Genomic DNA, 26395 nt, shown 5'->3' with positions numbered 1-26395 from the left:
GAAGATTCCGGATTCTTCATGGATTTGTGAGAATGAATAGAAGTTTTATTTATTCCCAGAGATCGGGTATGGGAGAGTGTCCAACGGCGTTAGGCGCTTGATGGAAAGGTGTTTTTGTACCGGAATGTATTTCATATAGCGATTTGGCTGCTTCGATAGCCGCATCGACCATATAGGGATAGGGCCTGTCGGTAACGTCGATAAAACCGCAATTGTAATTCTCCCCGTCGGTGCGTCCGTTGATGTTCTGATCGATCCATCGGAACCAGCCTGTACCGATGAGCCCTCGGTGAGCAAAGGCGTTTTCGGTATAATACTGAAAAGCATCTCCTCTTTCTTTTTGTGAGTTCACTTGCCACAGGGATTGTGCGAGTCCTCTGTCGACTGTCCCGAAGTGGTACTCCCCGATAATCATCGGTAACCCAGAGATTTCCAAAGCATGATTCATTTTTTCGTGGTCGGGAGATAGAGCGTAGCAGTTGAAACTCAAAGCATCGAACGACTCTTTACTAATTCGTAGCAATTCGTCGTCTAATTGCTCTATGTAGCCATCTTATTCCTAAGTTCAGATGATTGGGATCGTTCTTCTTTAACGATTTGGATATGGCTTTCATGAGTTTCTCGAATGTATTGTATATAAAAGTTTTGCGGGTGTCGGGTGTATCGCCGGATTCTTTCAGAAAATTTTGTAATTCTGTTTTGATGGGGCGATCTTTTCCATTCAGAATTAAGGAACACAGGCGATTTTCTTTCGAAATCCAAGCAGGTTCGTTTCCGATGAAATAGCCTATTAACCAATGATTGTTTTTGTATTTTGCCACATTACGGGCAATCGCTTCGTCCATCTTTTTTTCAATTCCGTTGTCATATACGTCCATCAATCCCATCAGTTCGTTTTCGAACCCTATGTTTTCCAAAGGTAGAATGAATGCTTTTCGATTCTTGTCATATATAGTTTTATCCGACCGGTTTGCAAGGGTATTCAATCCCCACTTGTCCATTCTTTTGATTGTCATTTCGGCAGCTCGGTCGAGATAATTTTTTCCGTATCGACGATATAGGTTCCAGATACCGAAAGAGGCTGTATGTGTTTCGGGCGATATATTCTCGGATTCGATGAAAAGTTCTCTGGACGGAAGTTCTTGAAACATATTTGTGCATTTGTCGGTGTTTTTCGTGTAGTAGTCTCCGACGGGGGCGACGCAATCGACCCCATAGGAGAGGAACAAATATCCGTCCGGGTCGATGAGCCACCAACGATCGTCGATCTGTTCTGTCCTGAAAAAGCCCGTCGATTTTACTCGTTTGTTCAAATAGCCTCCATAACGGGAATAGTTGAAATTTTCTGTTTCGTTAATTTCGGTTTCTTCTTGTAGCCATTCTTTTTGAAGTTGTTCTTCGGAGTAAATTTTTCCTTCATAGTCGCCCAAGTTCCATTGACCGAACTTGTCGAAAGCGGGCTTATTCTCTAAGTACCTGTCGCCGGGATCGTCTTTTGACAAAGCGATCGATCGCAGTTCGATCGTAGGGTTATCGATAGGGGCTCTCATGCGTATGCCTATTGAATCTACTCCTGTCAAAGAGCCTCTTTTCCCTCCCAAGTTGATCCAGCCTGTTATTCTCGGTTGATTGGAAGTTGCTGCTATATCGTGTTTGGCAACGGGTAGTTCTCTGAAAAATCTCAGTGGAATGGTTAATTTGTTCCATGCGTTGGGAACATATGATATAAGTCGTAGTTCGTTGTATCCTGAGTCGGTGGTGAATCCTAATTGAAATCGCTGTGGCGTGGTGGAACGAAATTCTATGGTTACATAGTCATACTCGTCCCAATCGGCAGGTAGTTGGGGTACGATGTCTTTTATCGCGATTTTTTTACCCGACACGATTTTCTTGCTGTCGAATTGGAATTTTACAGAATCGTTGGTATGGCATGATGTCAAACCGAGAACGAGGGAAATGATTCCGTAGGATAACAGTCTGTTTTTCATGATTGATGGGATTTGTGATTTTTATTTTTTTTTTTTTTTCGGGAAGTGGTATGGAATATTGAATGTCGTTTTCGGCGAATACTCGTACGTAATCTACATACATATCCGATGCATTCCCGAAGCGTTCGAGGTCGATAGGCCAACCGCTTATTCCTCCAATTGCGTAGTTTATCAGGAAGAAAAGCGGTTTTTCTTTTGATATGTCGTTCGTTGTATGCCTCAGTACTTCGATACCGTCGAAATAGTATATCGTTTCGTCTCGTCCTACATATAGACCATAGGTGTGGAAGGTGGTGGACCAATATGATTTTCCACCCAGTTCTATGATGGGAACTCGTTTATTAAAGCGTTTTTTATATGTCCCATCGGGTTCTTTTTGTCCCCAAAAATGGCTCGTGATGGAGTAGCCCGGGTGGTTGGGGTTACCTTTTCCTACCCCTCCATAGGCTTCGACAATATCCAGTTCGTCTCCATTGAGGCCTCGGTCGATACTGGTGAGAGTCCAAAATGCAGGCCAAGTACCGGGTGCAGACTGGGCGGTAAACCTACATTCGAGATAACAGGGGGCTTTTGTGAAAAATCCTTCACCGTCCATATTTACAGACGATATTAGTCCTGAGCTTCCTTTTGTTCCGGCTCTTTTACGGGCTTTAATTTTCAAATAGGTGTCGACTTGTTCGAAAGGATTATCAGAACCGTCGACATCGGAAAATGGCCAACCGCTGAAATCTCCGTATCGGGGCTTGTGAGCGCAGTACCGGGCGTTTTTGCCGTCATTGGATATGGATAATTCATTATCGAAGTCATCTTCAAATACGAGTTTCAGTACTTTGGCCTGAGAGGGAACGGTATCCGGTATACCGTAATTCCATTTTTTACCGGCTTTGTTGTAGAGCTGTAACTCAAATACATCTTTTTTCCCCTCGTTGTTACTTGCGTATATGCGGATATTTGTAGGGCCGTAGGGGAAGTCCCGAGCTGGAAAGACGAAGGAGACCTTTTCAGCTCCTTTTGTTTCAATTCCTCCCGGGGTGAGATTTACATCGTGCCCCCATTTATTGGGTTGTCCTGTCGTGGGTTGTTGCCAACAATAAGCATATACTCGATTCATTCCCGGTGCTCTCAATGTGATTTTTGTGTCGTCGGTGATAACTGTACGTAATCGAGGTGTGATTATTTCGATCGATTTCGTCCACTTGTCGTGAGTCGTATCGTTTCGGCTGAAATTGAAATCGGCATAGATGTTTTGATTGTGAGATGTCTGAGCGGTTATAAAAAATATATTCAGAATGAACAGTATTACGGTGTATTGCCAAAGATTTTTTCTTGATTTCATAGGTTGAAGTGTCGTTTAACTGGTAATCAGATGTAAGTTCTTTTTTATAAAGACGATAAAGAGAGCTTTTTGTGTACTACTTTATCGATGTTTTTTTGTTCAAAAAGGGCTTTCCTTTCTATTCGTAATATGTCATTGTATTTCATAACGGGGTTTAACGAAGGGGTGAGACGGGTTCCCGAAATTTTCGAACTGTTTTTGGACCTTCTCATGGGGAAATGATGTTTACAAACTGAAAAGCGAGAAGGAATGTTTAGCTCTTTTTGTATGGAGTTTGGGGAAATTGTTAGAAATTTATATGCAAGAATTGACTTTTACGGATTTTTTGTATCTTTACGCCTCGTAATTTAAATGAATAGAATATGAAAAAGATTAGAGCTGCCATTGTCGGTTATGGCAATATAGGGCATTTTGTTTTAGATGCTTTGCAAGTCGCTCCTGATTTTGAAATAGCGGGTATAGTCCGTCGTCGTGTTTCGGAGGTTCCCATGGAATTGTCGGCTTATCCGGTAGTGTCTTCTCTCGACGAGTTGAAAGATGTGGACGTCGCTATTCTTTGTACGCCTACTCGCGAAGTGGAACATTTCGCTATCAAGGCTCTCGAAAAGGGTATACGAACCGTGGATAGTTTCGATATTCACACACAGATATGCGATTTGCGCAAAACGCTCGATGCGGCAGCGAAGAAATACAATTCGGTCGCTATTATATCGGCGGGTTGGGATCCCGGAACGGATTCGGTCGTGCGAGCCCTTATGGAGGCTTGTGCCCCCAAAGGTATCACGTATACTAATTTCGGTCCCGGTATGAGTATGGGACATACGGTCGCCGTGAAGGCTATCGCCGGAGTAAAAGCGGCTTTATCGATGACTATACCTTTGGGAACGGGTATACATCGTCGTATGGTTTATATCGAACTTGGAGAGGGTTATACATTCGAAGAGGTGGCTCACGCTATAAAGACCGACGATTATTTCACCCATGATGAAACGCATGTCATGCAGGTGGAGAGTGTCGATGCTTTGAAAGATATGGGGCATGGGGTGAACATGACCCGGAAGGGTGTTTCGGGAAAGACACAGAATCAGCGGTTCGAGTTCAATATGTCTATCAATAATCCGGCATTGACAGCTCAGGTTTTAGTATGTACGGCTCGTGCCGCTATGTTGCAACGTCCCGGTTGCTATACGTTAATCGAAATTCCTGTTATCGATTTACTGTATGGTGATCGAGACGAGTTGGTGCGTCGGTTGGTATAAGCTAAATGAATTTGTTTATTCGACGGGATTGTAACAAACAATAGAAGGGGAAATGGTTTTATCATTTTTCCTTCTATTGTTTTTCGTATCTTTGGTTGGGTTAAATATAGGCTGGGTCTTAGCAAATAGATTTGTTTTTATATTCGGCGTGTACTATCTTTGTACATACGAAGATAGGTTGCGGTTCGGTATAGCCAAATCGGAAATAAAATTTCCGTTTGTCTCTGCGCTCACCTTGTACTATCTTTGCCTCTGCCAATATCGGTAGGGTTTTATTTTTACTAAAATATGTTGACTGAATTTATTACATGGACTGCTAATCCGGCTCTTTACGACGGCTTTATCGAGATACGGTGGTACGGATTGTTTTTTGCTATCGGTTTTATTGTCGGTTACAACATGATGGAACGCATGTTTCGTCATGAGCAGGTGAACCTGAAATGGCTCGATTCGTTGTTTATTTATGTGGTAATCGCGACGGTTTTGGGCGCTCGCTTGGGACATTGCTTGTTTTATGCATGGGATTATTATTCGCAGCACCCCTTAGAAATATTGAAAGTGTGGGAAGGCGGTTTGGCGAGTCACGGAGGTGCGATAGGGATTATTATCGCCATTTGGCTATATTCCCGACGGGTTACTCACCGGAATATGTTGTGGACTTTTGACCGATTGGTCGTTCCGGTCGCTTTGGTCGCTGCGCTTATTCGTACGGGTAATTTGATGAATCATGAGATTTACGGACATGTGACGACTTTGCCGTGGGGATTCCGGTTCATACAGAATTTATCGGAGTGGATGAAGGGTGCTGCCCCTATTTTTACGGAACCGTCGCACCCTACCCAGATTTATGAGGCTTTGTGTTATCTGCTTCTGTTCGGGTTGCTCTTGTATATGTATTGGAAACGTAATGCGGAGGAACGGGAGGGTCTTATTTTCGGGACCTTTTTGATAGGCATATTTCTACCTCGTTTTTGTATCGAGTTTATCAAGAACAATCAAGAGGTGTTCGAGGAGACTATGTTGTTGAATATGGGGCAGTTGTTGAGTATTCCGTTCGTTATCGCCGGGGTGTGGTTGGTTATTCGTGCTTTGTCTCGACCGAGAGTGCCGATTAAATTTGCGAAGGAGAAGAAGAAATAGATTGTGCAAACAGTTTTATGTTTTTCTATTTCTAACCCCTCTCCTTAGGGACTATCGTTCCTTCGGTATCTTCCCTATCGCTTTGTGACTCCCCGTAATGTTGCGGGATAGGGCAGGGGCGAAGGTGATGGGATTCTTGTTTTCCAAGAGAAGTCTTATTGCCTTGTCTGCAAAAATCATACGAGATTTTCTATCATCGGCCTCGGTGTAGAGGCGGAGTGTCAGATGTGGTTTTTTCCCTTTTTCGGTTTTTCGGATTCACTGGGAACCTGCCGAAATCAGTAATCGTATTCGAGCGTGAAATCGTCTAAGAAGAGTACGCTACCGTCACCCCCGGTGAAATAGTCGCCATATTTACTAGCTGATGCTACTACTACGATATAGGTGGGAATCCGGTCGGTATCTCGATATTCGAGTTCAAGAGTGAACGGTGTGTATTCGGTTACGGATTTTCCGCTGTACATATCGGCATAAGCGATAATATGCGGATCGTTTTTATCGAATAGTTTGCGGTCACTTGGTTTTGTGCGTATCTCGACCGGTTCGCTCCAATCCCCGAGTGCTATGAAGATTTGGCAGGTATCGGGTTGTCCGATAAGATATTTCATCTCGTCGTTCGATTTATTTATCTCGACCGAGGTGTATTTGAAATATCCTTTTAGCCGTGTGGGGCGTTGGGTAAATTGTTTTCCGAAGTTGAGCACTCCGTTGGTTCCTTCTGTACGGAGGTAATTTCCCGTGTACATATTCCCGGCAGCCAGTTTCCCGATGGAACCTATTCCTACAAACTTGGTCGCTAATTTAGCTGCTTGTCCGGTTCCCGACCAAGTGTCGTCGGTGGGTTGTGTATTGCTGTCACCCAATGTAGTGGCTCCTTTATTGCCTGTATCCCAGAAGTTTTCGCTTCCTTCGGCCCATGGATTCCAGACTTTTCCTACTTTGTTCCAATCGTCGAAACTTCCGTTGGGAAGTTCGGCTGCGCTTCCGGTCGTAAATGTTATTTCGTTCCCTGTCAAGTCACCAGATACGGCTCGGCATACATAGGTCGTGTTGGCTTTCAAATGTATCATGCGAGCGGTGAAACTTCCTTTATCGTGTGTGACGTATTCGTCGGGCACTTTTTCCCATGTGCCGGCTGTCGCTTCTTTTATTTCGAATCCATTTTCGGCATCTTCTTTTCCGCTACCGTGTAGCCAAGCTACATTCGTCCAAGCATCGACCCCGTCGGTAGATATTTCGGATTCAGATGGTACGATATATAGGGTCCATTCTTCCATAATACCGTGGTATACGATAATGACTTTTTGGTATCCCAAAGAGAAATCGGTGAGTTTTTCTTTTTCGGGAGAATATGAGGTTATTCCCTGAGGGCCTAAAACGAGTTCGGTGATTTTTATGTTCGCTAAATCGATGTCTTTATTGACATAGGCAATGGCTCTGTGATTATGGGCATCGAATACCGGTGCTCCTATTTGTCCCTCTACTCTGAAACTTCTTTCGATATTTTGGGTGGCATTTATCGTCCATGTGTAGTCTTGATAGATGGAGAGGGTCAACGTGTAACTTTTGGAGAGGTCGATAATCGAATCGGAAGGAAGATCGGATACGGCTCCTTCGGTGAGATCGAGGGTTTCGATATGTACTCGTCGCAAATCGACCGTATCGGACAATTCCATTGTTACCATGCGTTTGTCGTTGTCGATAGCGGCTGTACCGATTTGTCCGTCGGCGGAGATCCCTAATATCTGCGCTTTGATGCGAGGGTAGGGAATATCGTTCTTAATACAAGCCGATAAGAGGAGTGTACATAAAAGAGAGTATATGATATGTATATAGTTTCGTTTCATTTTACTTCTATATGTGCAGGCACATGCCAATGTTGATGTTGAACAAGTTTATTTTGAAATCGGCTCCGCTCGATCTACGACTTCCGGTTTCTTCGTTATTCGTCGTTTGTTTGATCGTTCCGTATCGTAATCCGGCTACTCCGAACGAAACACTGGTACTGATGTTGTTCATGATAAATACGCAGAATCCCGGATTTAACCCCAATTTGATTTCAGATGTCGTTGTTTTGGTATTTTTCAATGACTCGTCGCTCCCTCTTACAAAGCGGTTCGAACCGCTTGAAAAGGCTAATTCCGTTTCGTTGAAGAAGCCGAAGCGCTTGTTTTTGTCGATTCCGATATATGCCCTATGGAATAGAGCGGCCGAGAAGGTCTCGCCTAAATAACGTATATCGCCCAAATTGAATTGCATATCGTCGTCGATGTCTATATCCAAATTGTCTAAGTTTGCACTTAAATGACTGTATCCGAGTTTTATACCTATACATTCGTTGTCTTTGATGAAATAGCCTACGAATGGGTTCAGGGTAGTTATGTTGCCTTTGAAATTAAAATCTTTGATGAAGATCAGGAGGTTATTGTCTTTACTGTCGAATTCTCCGTGCGAGAGAGTCAAACCTGCGATCCATTGCTTTTGGGGAATGAGCAGATAGTTTTTCAATCCCCGTTTGTATTTTTTTCTGCTGAGCCCGTGTTTTTCGGCGATCGTATCGGGCTCGGACGTGGCGACAGAAGTGTTTCTCGGAACGATGGTTGCTGTCTCGGGAATGACGGTTGTCGAATCTTGCACTTCGGCATGAAGCAATATTTGCCCGGGAATGAGTATTCCTATTAAAATCAATATGTATTTTAAGTTTTTCATAAATAAAAAGCGATACCTAAACCCAAAGAAAAGATGTTGACTTTGAAGTTTGCCATGTTTTGAGACCGTTTACCGGTATAAACTTGGTCGGTGGTCTGTTTGACATGACTGTAATTAAAACCTAATAAGCCGACGTTTACCTCGATGGCTGTGTAGTCATTGAGAAATGCCATGAGCCCCGGCGCTATTCCGATATTGAAGTTGAACGAACGCTCGAATGTTCCTGTGAGAGATTCTCCCGACCCGTTTACCATTTTCGATTCTCCACCACCCAAAGAGAGTTGCAGTTCATTGAAAAGTCCGAAGCGGCTACTGTTCCCGATACTGATGTAGTTACGCATGATCGCCATTCCCGAATAGGAGTGGCTCAGACTATACACGTTGTCCATGTCGAAGTTGAGATCGTCACCTATTTTGATGGAGGCATTGTCGAGTTTCGTCAGGCTTCGTTCATAGGCAAACCGACCTCCCAATCCCAAATTATCTTTGACGATGTAGCAAAACATGGGGCTCACTTTGAATGTGTAGCCTATACCGTCCATGTTTTCGATGACGAGGAACTGGTAGTTGTCGTTGCTATATTCGGAATAGGATATGGAATTACCTACTACCCATTGTCCTTTGGGTATGAATGTATTTAGTACAATACCTCGGTCGAACTCCTGAGCGTGAACCGTAGTAAGGCTTACCCCCAAAAGCAGAGATGAGCATATCGCAGAGATGAGTTTATTCATAAATCAATTCTAAATCGTCGAGCCACATGGTACTACCCGTGCTACCTGTAAAGTAGTCTCCGTATTTGCTGGCAGAGGCCACGATTACAATGTAGCTGGGAATACGGGTAAGAGAACGGTAATCGAGCGGAATTTCAAACTCCAAGAGACCACCGTCTTGACCTTGTGTCTGGGTTGTTAATTCTTGTTCGCCATAGGCGATTATTTTTTCGTCATTTTTATCGAACAAGTTTTTATCTTTTGTCGTGATACGTACCGGGGCATCCCAGTCTCCAAGTGCGATATAGACAATGCCTATATCTGTCGCGCCATTTGTAAGAGCATCTGTTTCGGAATAGTCTACGGTTCCCGGCGTGTATTTAATATATCCGCGAAGTTTGGACGGTCGCGAGGTAAATGTTCGTCCGAAATCGAGGATACCGTTCGTACCGTCTCTTCCGATAAACTGTCCGGTGAACAGGTTTCCGGCAGCAAATTTGCCAATACCCATGATACCAACGAATTGAGATTGTAATTTAACAGAGTATTTACCGCTGTGTTTGTAGGTCTCGTCGGGTGTAGTCACGTTTTTATTCATCGTCGCAGAACCGTGGTTCCCGCTATCCCAAAACATTTCCCCTCCTTGCGGGTATATTACCATTGCTTTGTCCGGGGTATGCCAATCTTCGAAACTGCTGTTGGGCAGTGTCGTCGCTTCTTCGGTAGTGAACGTTATTGTTTTTACCGAGGCTTGTGTTCCTGCAACGGCTTGATATTCGTATGTCGTTCCCGGTTCGAGTTGCGTTACCTCGGCAGACATACTTGTTCCCGACAGGACGGCAGGAACGGATATCCATTCTTGCGAACCGGATTTGCGATATTGGAAAGAGAGAGTTTCCGATGTTTCTTTTACCAAAGTCCCTGATAGCGTGGCTTTCTTTGCCCAGATACCGGATCTTGCCGGGGCTTCCGTAACGACTATGGCATCGGATACGACTATCGTCAAAACCCGAGTATTTTCTTTTTCATTTGTATCGACGGCTTTTATCGTGAAGATATATTCTCCGTCGGGGAGCGATTTTATAAAACTTTCGGACAGTGTGATTTTGGCATTCGAAAGGTCTTTATCTTCTTGATAGATGTGTTTAGCGCCGATGCCTTTGGTTTGAAATTCCGTGATGATGTTTTCGGAGGCCGACAGGAAATCGATGGTATCGGTCGAGAGCCCTAAGGAGGGGAATTGCTCACAAGAAAGTTTTACATTTTTCAATTTGGTCGCGGCATTCACCCAAATCGCAGCTTCTTTTCCGCTGTTCGTTTCGTAATAAAGCGGTTGGGTTATATCGAATTTGTCTCCGACAATTTGCGGACGTTGTGTAATCACTACATTATGGGTGGAGTCTACGGTCGATTCGTTTACTTTGACGTCGATGAATGTACCTCCGGTCGCTGCGTTGTCGGCGTTATAGCTGAATGTGAATGCGTATTTCGTCGCTTTAACTACGTTTTCGACAACTCCCGATTGGGTATAGTTTTTACCGTCTGTTTTTTTCCCTTCGAAACTCCATGCCAAGTTGCGGTCTTTCCCATTGAGCATATAGTATCCCACGGAATCTACGGTAGATTTTGTAAATGAGAGCTCGCCGGTCGTAGTAAATATTTTTACTTTATAGTCGGTTACAACGTTTGCTAACTCGGGCGAGAACGCAACCGTCGCCAACGTATTTGCAATAGTACATTTTACTTCGGCCGAGGTCGTTTCTCCGCTTTGGACGGCGAAGTCGGCCGATCCTGTATAATAGGGGGTATCGAATGCCGCCGGGACGGAGTCTCCGGCTATTACAAAGACATGATACTGTCCGCTTGCCAAGTTCAGTATGTCGGGCATGAGATTTTCTCTATCGTAATAACGAATGAGCCCTTTACTGCTGTATATGCGGGTTTGCATGGAGGCGTATATGCCCGGGTCGATAGCACGGGAAACGACAGCCACCTCGTCGGAAACTTTTACGTTCAGCCTTACCGATCCTTCGCCGAGGGTCATGTCTTCTTCTTTACAAGCCGATAGCAGTCCTACAAGGAGCAGTCCGCAAGTAAAGTATGTTTTTATATAGCGTTTCATATTATTCTGTTACGAGTATTAATGTTTCTGTTGTCGTTCCTTGCGCGTCGGTAGCCTTTATGATAAAGTTGTGAGTCCCTGCGCCCAATAATCCTAATAACGGCATAAAGTCGCTGATGTCGAAGGTTACTTTCGATTGGTTCAAGACGTTCGATCCAGTGGGGAATCCCAATCCTTCGATGGCTGTTTTCAAGTCGCCCGGATTTACCAAATCGAGATGCGAAGCCAATCCCATACCTGCAAGTTCGTCGGGAGTCAATGTCGGCGATTCTATATCGACTACAAGTCCTGTAAGTCCGTTCTTATCGGAGCTTGTAATATCTACGCTTACTTGTAATCCCTCGGTTACAGTGACCGGAGTCCCTAATTTTATAGTCGAGCTCGTAATTTTCGGAGCATCGGTAGGTTGGGGATCTGGATCAGGGTCTGTGCCGGGGTCGATGGGATTGGGGTCCTCAATAACTTCTTCGTCTATCGTGACATTCCCGAAATGGTCGATTATTTCACATGAGGCATCGAGCGTAACCGACGGTGTGACGCCTCCTGTCTCGCTTCCCGGTTCGGGTCGTTTGATATCGTAATGTATTTTACGCCATTCGCCGGCTTTTACATTGTCTACTTGTATGCGATTGACTTCTTCATAACCGTCGATCGTACCGGAGAAGGTGGCGATAAGCAAATTGCTCTCTTCGTCGGACCGAAAATAACCGGCACGAGATTCTTTTTTCATAAAATCGAGAGCTCCTTCTCCAACGGTGACCGATACTTTGCAATCTTCACCCATCAGTGTTTTTAAATCCTCGGAGTAGGAAACCGTGACTTTTATATTTTGAAGGGTACATACGAGCGTATCGATTTGTGTCACTCTGCTTTCTTCGATAGAAAAAGTTTTATCTGCATAGTAATAGGGTTTTTCCCATTCGGACGGTTGAACTTCGTGGGAAAATACTTTTAAATTATAATTACCGACGTTTAGTGTAACTATTTCGGGCGTTTCGCTGTATTTCCAATTATTTTCGAGCGTTTCACTACCGTTGTCCGTGCGGAATATTTGTACTGTAAAATCGCCTGTGTCGACAGCTCTGCTTACCGGTTTTTTCTCGATTTCTTTTATGTCATTATTGGGTATGGCATCGAAAGAAGAAAGATCGAGAGTTCCGGTTTTCCCTGAAATTTCTCCGGGTTCGGAGTCGTAGGTGAGTTTCTCACGGTCGCAAGATGTGCCTGCCAGTCCCAAGACTATGGTCAGAGCTATGTAGAATATCTTTTTCATATCGCTATGTAGTTTATTCATAAATGAAATTTAAGTTATCTATTGTCAGAGTCGCTCCCCTCGAATTGGATTCGTATTGGGAGTAGTAGTCGGTCGTTTTTATCGTTGCGGTTTCTTCACTTTGTGAATAGGAAGCATGATTGGACGACGTAATCATTATTTTCAACAGATTGGCTTTTTTGTCGGTAACGGTGTAAACCAATGGAACTGTAAATTCGGTATAGTCTGATGCTGCCGTAAGGTTAATAGTCCCGGACGCGAGTACTGTTTCTCCATTTAACAATGTTACCGAGATCACTCCTGTTTCAGAGGCATCGTTATTATCGGGAGTGTATTTATACCACCCTTTCATCGTCGAAGGTCGAGATGAAAAAGAGGTTCCTTCGTTATAAGATTCGGAATTACCGGAATAGGAGTAACTGCCTAAAAATAATTTACCAGCAGAACGATTACTCATAGAGGGAACATTTGTATTGTAATAAGTCGTATTAAAAGCTCCTCCTGTTTTGCTGGGTGTGGTTCCATTAGCATCCCATGCAACATTGCGTATTACCATTGCATTGTTTCCGTCTTGTGCGGAAAGGCCTTTGTAAATATCGGGTGTTTGTGTGCTCATTCCAAAACTGCGATATGAGCTCCAAGACAGAGTCGTATTATATGTTGAGGGAACTACAAACCATGACATTTGATTTGCTGCGGAAGTGTTACAGGTCTTTGCATTTACACTGCTCCAACCTGTGGGTTCTTGAATTGTAAAGCTGCAAGTGTTTTGATAATCCACAGGCCAAACGGAATACTTACCCCCTTGATTCATATCTTGTATCGATATTGTCTGTGTGAGTTCTTCAAAACTTCCGTTAGGTACGCCGGCTGTTGTTTCTGTCCGTATTGTACAATCTCCGTGATAATTGACATTTTCTTGTTCGTTGTTGCAAGTCCCTTTTATCTGGTAGCGTGTGTCGGGGGACAATCCCGTGAGGGTGTGAACATTGCCTTCGTGTGTAGAGGCGGCTTGGACCCATTGTCCGGTACTGTTGGTATAAAGCACAGCGTAGCAGTTCACTGCATCTTGGTATTGCGGATCGGCGGCTGTGAGCTTAACGATCGCCTTTTTCGCCCAAACGTCGTATTCTTCGGCTGATATCGTGAATTCGGGCGTGAGAACAGGAATGGAAGTCGCAGCCGTCTTTAATCCACCGGATAGAGAGGCTTCTATTTTTACCGGTTTGTTTGTGGCTTCGACGGATATTTTAACTTGGTATAGATTTTCCTCGGCCGATAGAACTGTCGAGGTACAATTTACTTTGTGGCCTTCGGGGTTAAGGTAACTGAATTGAACCAAATCGATATCGGATCCATCGTATAATACCGGAATTATGGCCGAAGAGCTACCCACAAAAACGGCTTCGGGTTCTTGTAGGGTGAATGTTAAAGGAAGGTTTTTCACCGATAAAGAAATAGGCGATTCGCTAACTTTTCCGTACAGGTCTTTTGCCGAAATAGTGAACATGTGTTGATCGCTATTGTCGATAATTTGTAATTGTGTGAATAGTTCTGTGAAGTCGATGAATCCCATTTTATTTCCAACTTCGGAGAATCCCTTGATTTTCAACCCTAATCGACGGAGTATTTCTGCTTGGTCTTCACTCATATTTATGAGGTCGATTTCTTGCGGCCACCCTTTGCTTTCGAGGCTACGGGAAGAGGTCGTAAGGGTACACCCGGCCAATCCTCCTTTGGCCGTGAGAGATATATTTACGTTTTTGTCGGCCGGATAATTAAATTCTTTTGCTTCAACCGGAATACCGGATTCAAAACCAGACAGGAGGAAAGAGGGAGCGGGAGCTACCATTACTTCATCGGATATGTCTATTTTGATAGGTTGTGTTTCGGTTGTCTCGTCGAAACTGATGTTGAGTTGTGCTTCACCGGCGTTGTTGTCGCTGATGTCGAGTTTTATTTTGTAGTGCTGACGAGCGGCTGCGTTGGGTATGGCTGCCGGTTCGAAAGTAGATTCGATCCCATTTTGTTTTTTCAAGTGGGTTTGAATCGTGATTTTCCCGGGTTTTACGTAGGCTGCTCTCGTCTCGGTTTTAGAAAATTCGATGTATTCTCCTCCGGTAGAGTGAATGGTGGTCGAATAATCGGCAAAGTATTTTTTGAAAGCGTCGGAATACTCGACGGTTACTTTTACATTAGCCAATGTACAATTGATTTCTACCGAACTATTTTCCCGGTCACGCACGGCTACCGGGGTTTCTCCGAGATAGAACGGCTTTTCGAATCCTTCTATATCGATATCTCCGTAGAAGGCACTCATCGTATAGGCTCCGACCGGTATTTTGGTGGTCGGGTCGAAATCGGCCAAACTATCCCATGCCCGAGAAAAACTACCGTCGGAAGAGACTAGTTTCAAGGCAAATTCACTTACATCGGGATTTTCGATTGTCGAGGCTGATTCTGCTGTGGAGCGGGTTGCAGGAACTACTTTATAATCGGCTGAAACTTGTACGTTGATTGCACCGTATCCGGAAGACCCTTGCTTATCCTCATTTGCGCATGATACTAACAATAGCATGGTTGCGCTATACAGGAAAATTTTTTTTAATTTCATGCTTATTTTATTTTTATTTCACCTATAAAGAGATATTAATAAACTCTTTATGAGCGGCTTCATTGTGTAAATACACTTATTTGCACAAATGAAAATCGGTTCAAAGGTATAAATTTTTTCTTAGATGAAACAGTCAATAGAAAGTTTTGTTAAGTATAATAATATAAATTAAGGAGATATAGGAGTTTTGGGCTACAAAATCCGGGGAATTTGCTAATATTTTTTTAGGGTCGGATTTTGTAAAAAATCGATTATTTTTTATTTTATAGTATTTAAATTTATTCTGTATTTTTATATGTAAAGATAGCTTTTTTCAACCCCTTCGTCCTTCGGCCACCTCCCCTATATTTTGCTGTGCAAAAACACCCCGTAATGCTGCGGAGCACGGCAGGGGAGGAATGTGGGTAATATCTCTGTTTTTATATTCTAACCTTTTCGTGCATTCTACCTATATAATTGTATTATAAATACCCCGCAATGTTGCGGGGTGCTGCGTTAGCAGTATAGGGGGAGAGACCGAAGGAACAAAGTTCCGGAGGAGAGGGGTTAAAAAAGATCGTTTGTACTTGTTCATTTTGTTCTCGGCTTGTACTATCTTTGCAAAATGTGAAGATAGTCAAGTTTATTTTTAACCCTCTCGCTCTGCGGGTACTCCCCACTATCTCGTTAAAGACGAACGGTGGGAGAGGGGCGATAAAAAATTGGAATATATGAAAATAGCGGTAGTAGGTACAGGCTATGTGGGCTTGGTTACGGGAACTTGTTTCGCCGAGATAGGTGTAGACGTTGTCTGTGTGGATATAGATGCCGAGAAAATAGCTCGTATAGAGCGTGGTGATATACCTATTTATGAGCCGGGGCTCGACGAGATGGTTATCAGGAATATGAAAGCCGGACGTTTGCGGTTCGCCACCGATCTATCGGCTTGTCTCGAAGGGGTGGAAATCTTGTTCAGTGCGGTGGGTACTCCTCCTGACGAAGACGGATCGGCCGATTTGAGATATGTGCTCGATGTGGCTCATAGTGTGGGACGGTATATGACCGATTATCTTGTTGTCGTTACCAAGAGTACGGTTCCGGTGGGGACTGCCCGAAAAGTGAAAGCGGCTATACAGAGCGAGTTGGATAAGAGGGGCGAAAAGATTGACTTCGATGTGGCTTCCAATCCTGAATTTTTGAAAGAGGGGAATGCGATAGCCGATTTTATGCGTCCCGACCGTGTGGTCGTTGGGGTCGAAAGCGAGCGGGCGGAGGCTTTGATGCAAAAGCTCTACAAGCCCTTCATGATCAACAAGTACAGGATTATTATTACCGATATACCTTCGGCGGAGATGATTAAATATGCGGCTAACGCTATGCTGGCGACTCGTATCAGCTTTATGAACGAAATTGCGTTATTGTGCGACGAGGTGGGAGCCGATGTAGGGGCTGTGCGCAAAGGTATCGGAGCCGATGATCGTATCGGCAGCCGTTTCTTGTATGCCGGCTGTGGATATGGGGGCTCTTGTTTCCCGAAAGATGTGAAGGCTTTGATAAAGACGGCAGAAGAGAATGATTGCGATATGCAGATTTTGAAAGCTGTCGAACGGGTGAACGAGTCGCAAAAGGAATTGCTTTATCACCGATTGTTCCGCTATTTCGACGGGAAAATATCGGGACGAAAATTTGCCGTGTGGGGGCTTTCCTTTAAACCGGAGACCGACGATATGCGCGAAGCCCCGGCTTTGATATTGATCGATAAGTTATGTGATGCAGGAGCTCATGTAAAGGTATATGACCCGGTGGCTATGCCGGAATGCAAGCGGCGGATAGGGAATAAGGTGGAATATGCCGAAAATATTTATGAAGCGGTTGCCGATGTGGATGCTTTGTTGATTGTAACGGAATGGAAAGAGTTTCGTTTGCCGGATTGGAAAACGGTTATCCGGTCTATGAAATCACCTGTGATATTCGACGGTCGTAATATTTATGATCCGTCTGAGATGAAAGAGTTGGGATTTGCTTATTATAGTATAGGTCGTCCGACGGTTTAAGGACTGTTCCGATAAAAAAGTAAGACAGGTATGCGTCCTATTGTGGGGCGGATACCTGTCTTTTTATAGTAGAAAGGGGCTGAGAGGAATATCCTTCTTCGTAATGGCTGCTCCTCCTTTTACCGTTACGGTTTCGGGAATCCTTCGGAGCGCCCTTTCTGCCTATAATAACGATATAGGAGTGTTTTGGTTCAATGTGGTCGTGCTTTTATTGTGATTTGTCTTATTTTTAATTTTTTTGTCGAAAATCTGTTTTTGAGGAACACTTTAATTGTTTGGAGCGTATCTTTGCAATGGAACAGAACTCGATATCGGTAAGTGAGATTAGATTGTTTCGAGATGTATTGTTTTTGTAAATAAATAATGTTGTAAAGAGATTTTATTATGAAAAAATGGGTGTGCAGATTATCTATCGTATGCTGCTTGTGTTTGTTTTTTACCTCTGTGAAAGCTCAGCTTTCGTTGGGTGGGTTTGGAGACATACTGAATTCATCGACAGTGAATAAGGTTGTGAGTGCTATTGTCGGTACAGATGCTTCGTTGACGGTTGCCGATTTAGCCGGTACGTGGAAATATTCGGCTCCTGCTTGTAAGTTCGAAAGCAGCGATTTCTTGAAATCGGCGGGAGGTGAGGTCGTGGCTGCATCTTTGAAAACAAAGTTGGCGACCTACTATACAAAGGCCGGTATCACGCCTTCGCGGGTTTCATTTGCTTTTGCCGATACTACTTTTGTAATGAAATATGGTAATGCGAAATTGAACGGTCATATTGTTAAAGACGAAGAGAGCGGAAGATTCGTGGTTACATTTACTGCCGTGGGTGGTTACCTTCCCATAATGGTTATGGATGCCGTTATAAACAAGAATGGCAATACGTTGGAAATGCTTTTCGATGTGGATCGATTCGTGAAGGTATTGACTACTATTGCATCGAAGTCTCAGAGTTCTACATTGAAAAGTGTCGGTGGATTGCTCGATGAATATGACGGAATATTGATGGGATTTGAACTAAATAAATGAACGAATTCCTAGAAGTGGTGGCGAAAAAAAGAACAAGAAAGAAGGAGAATAGAATAATGGGTGTGTCTCCATAATGGTTATCTTTGCTAATTATATTGTATAACAAAAAAATAAAAGAAATGAAAAAATTGTTTTTAACTTTGGCCCTTGTATTGGGCGTATCAATTGCGAATGCACAATTTTTTATCGGAGGTCAGTTTGGTATAACCCATGATGATGCAAAGGATAATACAACTTTTACGATTGCTCCCGAATTTGGTTATGCCTTTAATGATATGTGGACCGTTGCCGGTATGATTGGCTATACGCATATGGACAATTATAATTCGTTTTATATCGCTCCGTATGCCCGTTGGACTTTTTTTAAGAGAGACTTTTTAAGTTTGTTGGTTGATGGTGGTTTAGGTTTTTCCACCGGTAAATATAAAGGAGCAGACTCGGTAAATGGTTTTGAAATTGGTTTCAAACCGGGTATATCTTTTAACTTGACCGATAATTTTGCCTTGGTCGCTCATTATGGCTTCTTGGGCTATCGTGATAAATATAACGGAAATAGTGTTTCTGGTTTGTCTTTGAAGGGTAATGAATTGAGTTTCAGCTTGTATTATTGCTTTTAATATTTGAAACGAATCGATATTTCGACCGTCCGGTTTTTATCGGACGGTTTTTTTTATTCTTTTCGGTAGAATTGTAAGGTGAGAAGGTGTTGCCGAACTTCTTTTTTGCGAGATGACAAATCGGGATAGGTCAGCGATGTAGGGGGAGTGTATAGGGTGATTGTAGAATTTGAGCCTTTCTCCTTGCGGGTATTTCCCTTATATTTCCTGCCATTTCCGTTGAGCTAACCCTTCCGGCACTTTGTGACACCTCCCCTATATTTTGCGATGCAAAACACCCCGTAAGGCTACGGGACACGGCAGTGGAGGGGTATAGAAATCTTCCAGCGTTTTTGCTCTACTGGGGTTTTGAGTTCTCCGATGCTTCGTTTACTTCTCTTATCTGTTGCAGATGAGATGAGGAATGGGAGAAGCCGATGCCTGACTCTGTTTCCGTTATTGTCGGTATTTTTCGACATTTCCATTGAGTTAGCCCCTCCGTTATTCCGTGCCACCTTCCCTATATGTCCATGCCACAGGGGAGGAACTAAAAGACAATTCTCATTGATTTCCTATTGAGTCGTAAAGGGTGGGGCTGTTTTTTTTGTTCGGGTATGAAAATCCCGCTCTATCGAAATTAGATAGAGCGGGATTTTCATTTGTTGTATGGCCTTTTACTACTTTTTCAAGGCTGCTATGCTTTCTTCGAGCGATTTGATTTTTTCTTCGGCATCGGCTTTCTTTTTGCGCTCCATAGCTACTACGGCTTCGGGAGCATTTTGAACGAAGCGTTCGTTGCCGAGTTTTCCCATCACTGTTTTGAGGAATCCCTGAGCATATTTTAATTCGGCTTCGAGTTTTTTCAATTCGGCTTCTACATCGATGGCGTTGCTCATAGGAATCGCATATTCCGTTGCATGTACCCGGAACGAAGCGGCGGCCGGATCTTTTTCTTCGATTGTTTCGATCGTTGCCAGATTGGTCATTTTGGTCAATATGCAATCGTTCGAGTGATCGTGTGCGCCGATAATTTGCAGCGTGAGCTGTTCTTTATTGGCTATGCCTTTTTGCAAGCGGATCGTACGTATTCCCGCTACGACCAGTTTGGTCGTTTCGAATCGGTTTATGATTTCCATGTTGACCGGTTGGGGCTCGGGCATGCGTGCTGTCATGATGCTTTCGCCTTCTTTGCGGTCATACAGGTGTTGCCACAATTCTTCGGTGATGAAGGGCATGAAAGGATGCAACATACGGAGCAGTGCATCGAAGTACCGGAGTGTAGCATCGTAGGTTTTGCGGTCGATAGGTTGTTGATAGGCTGGTTTAACCATTTCGAGATACCAAGATGAAAATTCGTCCCAGAAGAGTTTGTATATAGCCATGAGGGCTTCGGACAGACGATATTTCCCGAACAGGTCTTTGACTTCTTCGAGCGTACGGTTGAGTTGTGCGTCGAACCATTCTACGGCAATGGCTGCCGTTTGAGGTTGGGGGAGGGTTTCATCTACGTTCCAACCTTTTACCAAGCGGAAGGCATTCCATATTTTGTTGTTAAAGTTGCGTCCTTGCTCGCATAACGCATCGTCGTATAGTATGTCGTTTCCGGCAGGTGCGGCCAACATGAGTCCCATGCGGACACCGTCGGCTCCGTAGGTTTTTATCAGTTCGAGAGCGTCGGGCGAATTACCGAGCGACTTGGACATTTTTCGTCCTATTTTGTCCCGTACGATTCCGGTGAAATAGACGTTGCGGAAAGGAAGTTTGTGCTCATACTCGTATCCGGCCATAATCATTCGAGCCACCCAGAAGAAAATGATATCGGGGGCTGTAACCAAATCGGTGGTCGGGTAATAGTAGTTTATCTCTTCGTTGCCGGGATTGTTGATACCATCGAAAAGCGAGATGGGCCATAACCACGAAGAGAACCATGTGTCGAGGCAATCTTCGTCTTGTCGCAGATCGCTCATTTGAAGGTCGGCCTTACCACTTTTCTCTCGGGCTAATTTCAACGCTTCTTCGGGTGTGGCAGCTACTACGAATCCGCCTTGCGGGAGGTAGTACGCCGGGATGCGATGTCCCCACCAAAGCTGGCGAGAGATACACCAATCTTTAATGTTTTCCATCCAGTGCCGATAAATGTTTTTGAATTTATCGGGGTGGAATTTGATTTCGTCTTTCATGACGGCATCGAGAGCCGGGGCTGCGAGTTTATCCATTTTGACAAACCATTGCATCGATAGTTTGGGTTCGATAACGACATTGGTACGTTCGGAATAACCCACTTTATTGTCGTAATCTTCGACTTTTTCGAGTAATCCAGCCTCTTGTAAGTCTTTGGCGATTTGTTTGCGAACGTCGAAACGATCCATTCCTACGTAAAGTCCTCCGGCTTCGCTGATAGTTCCGTTGTCGTTGAATATGTCGATACTCGGCAGATTGTATTTTTCTCCCAGCATATAGTCATTTACATCGTGTGCCGGGGTGACTTTTAAGCAGCCGGTTCCGAACTCAATATCGACATAGTCGTCCATGATAATAGGAACCACCCGATTTACCAGCGGTATGATGACTTTTTTCCCTTTAAGGAATGAATAGCGCGGGTCGTTGGGGTTTACACAAACTGCCGTGTCGCCTAAGATTGTTTCAGGTCGTGTGGTGGCAACGATAATGTATTTATCCTCGCCTTCGATAAAATAGCGCAGATAATAGAGTTTGCTGTGTTCGTCTTTATAAATGACTTCTTCGTCGGAGAGGGCGGTGAGGGCTTTGGGGTCCCAATTTACCATGCGGACTCCTCTGTAAATGAGTCCTTTGTTGTATAAGTCGACAAATACTTTCAAAACACTTTCGGAGCGGATTTCGTCCATAGTGAAAGCAGTGCGGTCCCAATCGCAGGATGCTCCCAATTTTTGGAGTTGTTTCAAGATGATTCCGCCGTGTTCTTCTTTCCATTCCCAAGCGTATTTGAGAAATTCTTCTCTGGAAAGATCGCTTTTTTTAATACCTTGCGCTGCAAGTTTATTTACCACTTTGGCTTCGGTGGCGATAGATGCATGGTCTGTGCCGGGAACCCAACAAGCATTTTTCCCTTCCATGCGAGCCCGGCGTACCAGAATGTCTTGTATCGTATTGTTCAGCATGTGCCCCATGTGCAGAATCCCGGTGACATTGGGTGGCGGAATGACAACGGTATAGGGTTCTCGACCGTCGGGCTTCGATTTGAAAAGACCGTTTTTCAACCAATAGGCATACCATTTTTCTTCTACGTCGGCGGGATTGTACTTCGTGGCAAGTTCGTTCATAAAGTCGTTCTTTCAGAATGTTCTATATTATTTCAAGATACAAAAGTAAAAAGGCTTTTGTACCAATCGGGTGCAAAAGTATAAAATATTTTCCGAAAAAGATATTCTTCGGAGTCAAAGGTGTTTATGGCATTTGTCTCGAAAAGAAAGTTTTTTTGTTTTCGACATGTTTCGTAAACTATCGTTTAAGCCCGTCCACGGCGGAACGTAGTTGTTCGAGCGCTTTTTGCAAAACTGCGCGAGGCGTACCTACGTTTAGCCGCATGTGTCCTTTGCCTTCGGGGCCGAACATTTCACCGTCGTTGAGTGCGAGTCTGGCTTTATCGACAAAAAGGTCGATGAGTGCATCGTGTTCGAGGTGAAGCCGTGTACAGTCGAGCCATACGATAAAGGATGCTTGCGGCCTGATGGCTTTGATGGCGGGAATATGACAATCGAGAAACTCTTCGACAAATAGTATATTTTGTTCGATGTAGGCTAACATTTGTTCGCGCCATTCTCTACAATGGTTATAAGCGGCTTCGGTGGCTATGGTCGCCATGAATGTGGGTTCGTTCAGCTCGTTTGCCGTGAGCCAGTCGAAGAAGCGCTTACGAATCGTTTCGTTGGGAACAATGGCATAGGAGCTGACCAAGCCTGCGATGTTGAACGTCTTGGAAGGAGCTCCAAACGATATACTGTTTTGAGCCGCTGTTTCGGATACCGAGGCAAAAGGGTGATGTTTGGCTCCGAAGAGAGGCATATCGGCATGAATTTCATCGGCAATGATGAGTATGTTGTGCCGTGCACAGATTTCGGCGATTCGCTGTAATGTTTCCAACGGCCAAACCACTCCTCCGGGATTATGAGGATTACAGAGAATGAACAGCTTGCATTGGGAGTCGATGATCGATTCAAGGTGATCGAAGTCCATTTCGTAGTGGGAGCCGTTCCATTTGAGCGGATTATGTACAACCTGCCGACCGTTACTTTCGGGGACGGCCATGAACGGTGTATAGACCGGAGTCTGTATGATGATTTTATCTCCGGGGTTACTAAATACATTGACTGCCAAGCCTATGCCCTTGACAATCCCGGGGATATAGGTGATCCATTCTCTTTTTACTTTCCAGCCATGCAGGTAGTCGAGCCAATCGATAATGGATTGCCAATAGCTCGCAGGAGCCTCGGCATATCCGTAAACCGGGTGTTGTAACCGGCGTACGAGAGCATCCGTTATACAGGGGGCGACCGCAAAATCCATGTCGGCAATCCATAAAGGAATGAGATCTTCCCGACCATAGCGCTCACAGAGAACATCGGTTTTCATAGCTCCGGTGTGATGCCGGTCGATAATTGTGTCGAAATCGTACTGAGAGGACATTTTATATACTGTTTAGGTGTTAGGTTGCTTATGTCGATTTGTCAAAAGCCGAGTTCTATCTGAAATCTTAATTGCCAGCGATTATAATCGGAATCGACAAATTCATTTTTGTAATTGTAAGACAGGTCGGCTTGTACTTTTAATCTGTGATCTATCAGATATTTCGTGACACCGAACGTCGATTGGTTGTGACTGCGATAATTGGCATAAGGCTGTACTTCTTTATCCGGCATGATGGTAGAGTTTCTCAATGCGATTTCCCAATTGGAACGAAAGAGATAACTTGCCTGTACGTTGAGCCCCATTCCAGTGAGGACATATTGTTCTACATTTTCGCCCGATTTAATGAGCGGAGAGGAAGATGATATACGCCCCATGAAATCGGTATAAAAAGCAAATCCTTGATATTTGAAGATGAAGTCGACAAAATAGGAAGAAAGGTTACGGGTCTGGTCAAACAGTAATTTGTCCCCATTGGAACCTTGTGCCCGAAGAGCTCGGTCGTTATAGCTGTATGCTCCCGCTAAAAGGATTTTGGGCGTTTGTTCTCGTTCATAATCGCCTTCCATAGCATCTCCTTTCCCGGTGAATCGTCCCAGTGGGAATAGTTCTATGCGTCCCGTATATGCGAGTCCACTCCCTTTATTGTTTCCCCAGTTTCTGCCTTCTCCGGTAGTAATAGAGGCTTTGGCCGCTAAATCCAAAGAGCCGAATAGATGTTGATTATATTCTCCGAAGATACCGAAATCGCGGTCGAGATTGAATTCGGAGTTTACAATGGAACGATCTACGAATTGTAGGGCACTCGAAGAGTTTATTCGGGCGCGATTCGCCCGTATTTTGGTTTGTCCGAAACCGATATTCCATGTCGAGTTGGGAACGTAGTAAATCATTGCGTCGCGTACGATGTTGTTGTTCCCATTGGGCAGCGTTTTCATATCGTAAGGCGAGAAGCCTAACTGAACCAAATAGGTGAGTTTGGGTGTATAGATATATCCATCGAAACGTAACCTGAGCCGTTTGACGCGGGCGTCGATATCTTGAGCCTCGAATTTCTCGTTGAAGTCGACATCGACCAAATTTTGCATGCGAATGCGCATCGTGAGTTTATAGCTTTTGTTTTTAGGTTGGAAAGATATACCGTTCCCGACTTCTATATCGGGCATGTGCATTCGTATTTTTTCTAATTCATCGGCATAATCGGTATCGGAGGTGCGGACCGTAGTCGAATCGTTCCCGATGATAAATGTCTTTGCGGATGCAGATAGCATGAATAGCGAGAGAAATATTCCCGATAGAAATAATCGTTGATAATTCATAACGTTGTTTGATTTGATTTTGAAATTCATGCTACAAAAATTGAATGTGATTTTGAAATAGATTTGAAATACTTGGAATATTATTAAAAATATTCATTTTTATTGGTGCATTTTGTTTCTTCGACAAGGTGTTTTTTCTGTGTAAATTTCGACAAAAGGAATATTTTTGAAATTTTTCATACCTTTATTTTAAATTGCTCCAAAATTACAACCAATGTGTCAATATTCCAAAGACCGTTTCTGAAATTTCGACAATGGGGGAATCGATTCAAATAAAAAAAGTCCATAGTGTATATATTACGCTATGGACTTTGCATTTGCGGAAGGAGGGGGATTCGAACCCCCGGTACCCATTCGAGTACGTCAGTTTAGCAAACTGGTGGTTTCAGCCACTCACCCATCCTTCCAAAGGACGATTTGTCGTTGACACCATTTTTTCAAATGCAGCGCAAAGATAAGCGGAATATTTGAAACAGCAAACTTTTTCGCATTATTTTATTTCGGGAATAATCGTTACTTTTGTCCCGTCAAGGTGCTTTTGCGCTGTGTATAATCGGATTATTATGTCGAATGTGAATAAAGGTATAAAGATATTTGCTTGGATAACAGGAGGGATTATTTTGATTCTCGCATGTTTGTTTATTCCGGTAATGAAGAGTTATTTGTATGATCCTGTTATTACCGAACAAACGGTGTGCTATGTTTATCCGAAGTGGAATGATGTTCAGCTCGATAGTGCTTTGCATTCGGTGATTCCAGATGAGAAATCGATCCCGAGAGTAAAACGTTTGCTGTCGTTTTATAAATTCGATCCTGATGTTCGTGTAGGGGCTTATCGGCTTCATGCCGGTATGACAGCTCGGCAAATGGCTTTGAAATTGTCGAGGGGAAGCCAATCTCCCATACGAGTTACATTTAATAACGTACGCACTCTCGAACAATTGGCCGAAAGGGTATCGGAGCAGTTGTTTTTTTCGAAAGAGGAGTTGTTGGCTTTGCTGTACAACGATAGTGTTTGTGCGGATTTAGGTTTTACGAAAGCGACTCTCCCGGCTTTGTTTTTGCCGGATACTTATGAGTTTTACTGGACTGTGACTCCCGAATCTTTTTTACAGAAGATGAAGCGGGAGTATCGCATTTATTGGGAAGGAAAGCGGGAGCAACAGGCAAAGCGGTGGGGATTGACTCCTGTGGAGGTAGCGACTCTGGCTTCGATCGTAGAGGAAGAGACTAACAAACGTGATGAAATGGGAAAGGTTGCGGGTCTTTATATGAACCGATTGCGTAAAGGCATGCCTTTGCAGGCAGACCCTACGGTAAAATTTGCCCACGGGGATTTTTCGCTGAAACGCATATTGAATGTTCATTTGACCATAGAATCGCCATATAATACTTATCGGGTTACGGGATTGCCTCCCGGCCCTATACGGATTCCTTCGAAACAGGCTATCAATGCCGTGCTGACACATACACCGAACGGGTATTTTTATATGTGCGCCAAAGAGGATTTTTCGGGCTATCATAATTTTGCCGTGACTTTGGCAGAGCATCAACGAAATGCAATTCGATACCAGCAAGCATTGAACAGACTCGGAATACGTTGATGGG

18 protein-coding genes and 1 tRNA gene are annotated in these 26395 nt (G+C 44.0%); 6 read left to right on the top strand and 13 right to left on the bottom strand.

Annotated elements, in window-relative coordinates; all coding sequences use genetic code 11:
- Nucleotides 1-49: 49 nt before the first annotated feature.
- Genes NBH06_RS06015 through NBH06_RS06005 form a run of 3 tightly spaced genes read right to left on the bottom strand, consistent with a single transcriptional unit; the run spans nt 50 to nt 3324 of the window.
- Complete coding sequence (locus NBH06_RS06015) at nt 50-523, bottom strand: hypothetical protein (RefSeq protein ID WP_250793314.1); 474 nt, start codon at nt 521-523, stop codon at nt 50-52.
- Nucleotides 510-1988 carry a hypothetical protein gene (locus NBH06_RS06010; RefSeq protein ID WP_250793312.1) on the bottom strand — a complete coding sequence of 493 codons (1479 nt, stop codon included), beginning with the start codon at nt 1986-1988 and terminating at the stop codon, nt 510-512. The genes NBH06_RS06015 and NBH06_RS06010 overlap by 14 nt, the downstream gene beginning before the upstream one ends.
- Entirely contained in the window at nt 1873-3324 is a 1452-nt protein-coding gene (locus tag NBH06_RS06005) for a glycoside hydrolase family 16 protein (RefSeq protein WP_250793310.1), read from the bottom strand. Before NBH06_RS06005 ends, NBH06_RS06010 begins: the two co-directional genes overlap by 116 nt.
- 362 nt (nt 3325-3686) lie before the next feature.
- On the opposite strand from NBH06_RS06005, the gene NBH06_RS06000 reads away from it, so the two are divergent.
- Both NBH06_RS06000 and lgt read left to right on the top strand, forming a co-directional pair.
- Nucleotides 3687-4583: a diaminopimelate dehydrogenase gene (locus NBH06_RS06000; RefSeq protein WP_250793308.1), complete on the top strand. Its 897-nt coding sequence runs from the start codon at nt 3687-3689 to the stop codon at nt 4581-4583.
- 291 nt (nt 4584-4874) lie between these two features.
- Nucleotides 4875-5723 carry a prolipoprotein diacylglyceryl transferase gene (lgt, locus tag NBH06_RS05995; protein ID WP_040296064.1) on the top strand — a complete coding sequence of 283 codons (849 nt, stop codon included), beginning with the start codon at nt 4875-4877 and terminating at the stop codon, nt 5721-5723.
- 278 nt (nt 5724-6001) lie between these two features.
- Here the strand turns inward: lgt and NBH06_RS05990 are convergent, their stop codons facing one another.
- Genes NBH06_RS05990 through NBH06_RS05965 form a run of 6 tightly spaced genes read right to left on the bottom strand, consistent with a single transcriptional unit; the run spans nt 6002 to nt 15154 of the window.
- Nucleotides 6002-7570, bottom strand: coding sequence for a PCMD domain-containing protein (locus tag NBH06_RS05990; protein ID WP_008861530.1), 1569 nt, complete (start codon nt 7568-7570; stop codon nt 6002-6004).
- 7 nt (nt 7571-7577) lie between these two features.
- Nucleotides 7578-8432, bottom strand: coding sequence for a hypothetical protein (locus NBH06_RS05985; RefSeq protein ID WP_021892730.1), 855 nt, complete (start codon nt 8430-8432; stop codon nt 7578-7580).
- A complete protein-coding gene (locus NBH06_RS05980) occupies nt 8429-9166 on the bottom strand; it encodes a hypothetical protein (protein WP_008861532.1) in 738 nt (245 codons plus the stop codon). Before NBH06_RS05980 ends, NBH06_RS05985 begins: the two co-directional genes overlap by 4 nt.
- A complete protein-coding gene (locus NBH06_RS05975; protein WP_250793306.1) occupies nt 9159-11267 on the bottom strand; it encodes a PCMD domain-containing protein in 2109 nt (702 codons plus the stop codon). The genes NBH06_RS05980 and NBH06_RS05975 overlap by 8 nt, the downstream gene beginning before the upstream one ends.
- Before the next feature lies 1 nt (nt 11268).
- On the bottom strand, nt 11269-12540 hold the full coding sequence (locus NBH06_RS05970; RefSeq protein ID WP_250793304.1) for a DUF4493 domain-containing protein: 1272 nt from the start codon (nt 12538-12540) through the stop codon (nt 11269-11271).
- Between the two features lie 13 nt (nt 12541-12553).
- Entirely contained in the window at nt 12554-15154 is a 2601-nt protein-coding gene (locus NBH06_RS05965; protein ID WP_250793302.1) for a DUF4493 domain-containing protein, read from the bottom strand.
- A gap of 710 nt (nt 15155-15864) precedes the next feature.
- Between NBH06_RS05965 and NBH06_RS05960 the strand changes: the two genes are divergently transcribed.
- The 3 genes from NBH06_RS05960 (at nt 15865) to NBH06_RS05950 (ending at nt 18824) form a co-directional block, all read left to right on the top strand.
- A complete protein-coding gene (locus tag NBH06_RS05960) occupies nt 15865-17187 on the top strand; it encodes a UDP-glucose dehydrogenase family protein (RefSeq protein ID WP_250793300.1) in 1323 nt (440 codons plus the stop codon).
- Nucleotides 17188-17571: 384 nt separating this feature from the next.
- Nucleotides 17572-18207: a DUF4923 family protein gene (locus NBH06_RS05955; protein ID WP_250793298.1), complete on the top strand. Its 636-nt coding sequence runs from the start codon at nt 17572-17574 to the stop codon at nt 18205-18207.
- 119 nt (nt 18208-18326) lie between these two features.
- Nucleotides 18327-18824, top strand: coding sequence for an outer membrane beta-barrel protein (locus NBH06_RS05950; RefSeq protein ID WP_046411418.1), 498 nt, complete (start codon nt 18327-18329; stop codon nt 18822-18824).
- Nucleotides 18825-19480: 656 nt separating this feature from the next.
- Here NBH06_RS05950 and NBH06_RS05945 read toward each other — a convergent pair.
- From NBH06_RS05945 to NBH06_RS05930, 4 genes are all read right to left on the bottom strand, one after another.
- Nucleotides 19481-22105 (bottom strand): valine--tRNA ligase, encoded by a 2625-nt coding sequence (locus tag NBH06_RS05945; RefSeq protein WP_250793296.1) that lies wholly within the window; start codon nt 22103-22105, stop codon nt 19481-19483.
- Nucleotides 22106-22283: 178 nt separating this feature from the next.
- Nucleotides 22284-23468: a MalY/PatB family protein gene (locus tag NBH06_RS05940; protein ID WP_155012706.1), complete on the bottom strand. Its 1185-nt coding sequence runs from the start codon at nt 23466-23468 to the stop codon at nt 22284-22286.
- A gap of 41 nt (nt 23469-23509) precedes the next feature.
- Nucleotides 23510-24787: a porin gene (locus NBH06_RS05935; RefSeq protein WP_021892721.1), complete on the bottom strand. Its 1278-nt coding sequence runs from the start codon at nt 24785-24787 to the stop codon at nt 23510-23512.
- A gap of 320 nt (nt 24788-25107) precedes the next feature.
- Nucleotides 25108-25194: transfer RNA gene (locus NBH06_RS05930), tRNA-Ser, on the bottom strand.
- Nucleotides 25195-25350: 156 nt separating this feature from the next.
- Between NBH06_RS05930 and mltG the strand changes: the two genes are divergently transcribed.
- Nucleotides 25351-26391 carry an endolytic transglycosylase MltG gene (mltG, locus tag NBH06_RS05925; protein ID WP_250793288.1) on the top strand — a complete coding sequence of 347 codons (1041 nt, stop codon included), beginning with the start codon at nt 25351-25353 and terminating at the stop codon, nt 26389-26391.
- Nucleotides 26392-26395: the final 4 nt, after the last annotated feature.

The organism is Barnesiella sp. B2-R-119, assembly GCF_023656675.1.
Classification (GTDB): domain Bacteria; phylum Bacteroidota; class Bacteroidia; order Bacteroidales; family Barnesiellaceae; genus Barnesiella; species Barnesiella intestinihominis.
Note: the sequence above shows the minus strand (reverse complement) of the source record. Positions and strands in the feature narration are given on the sequence as shown.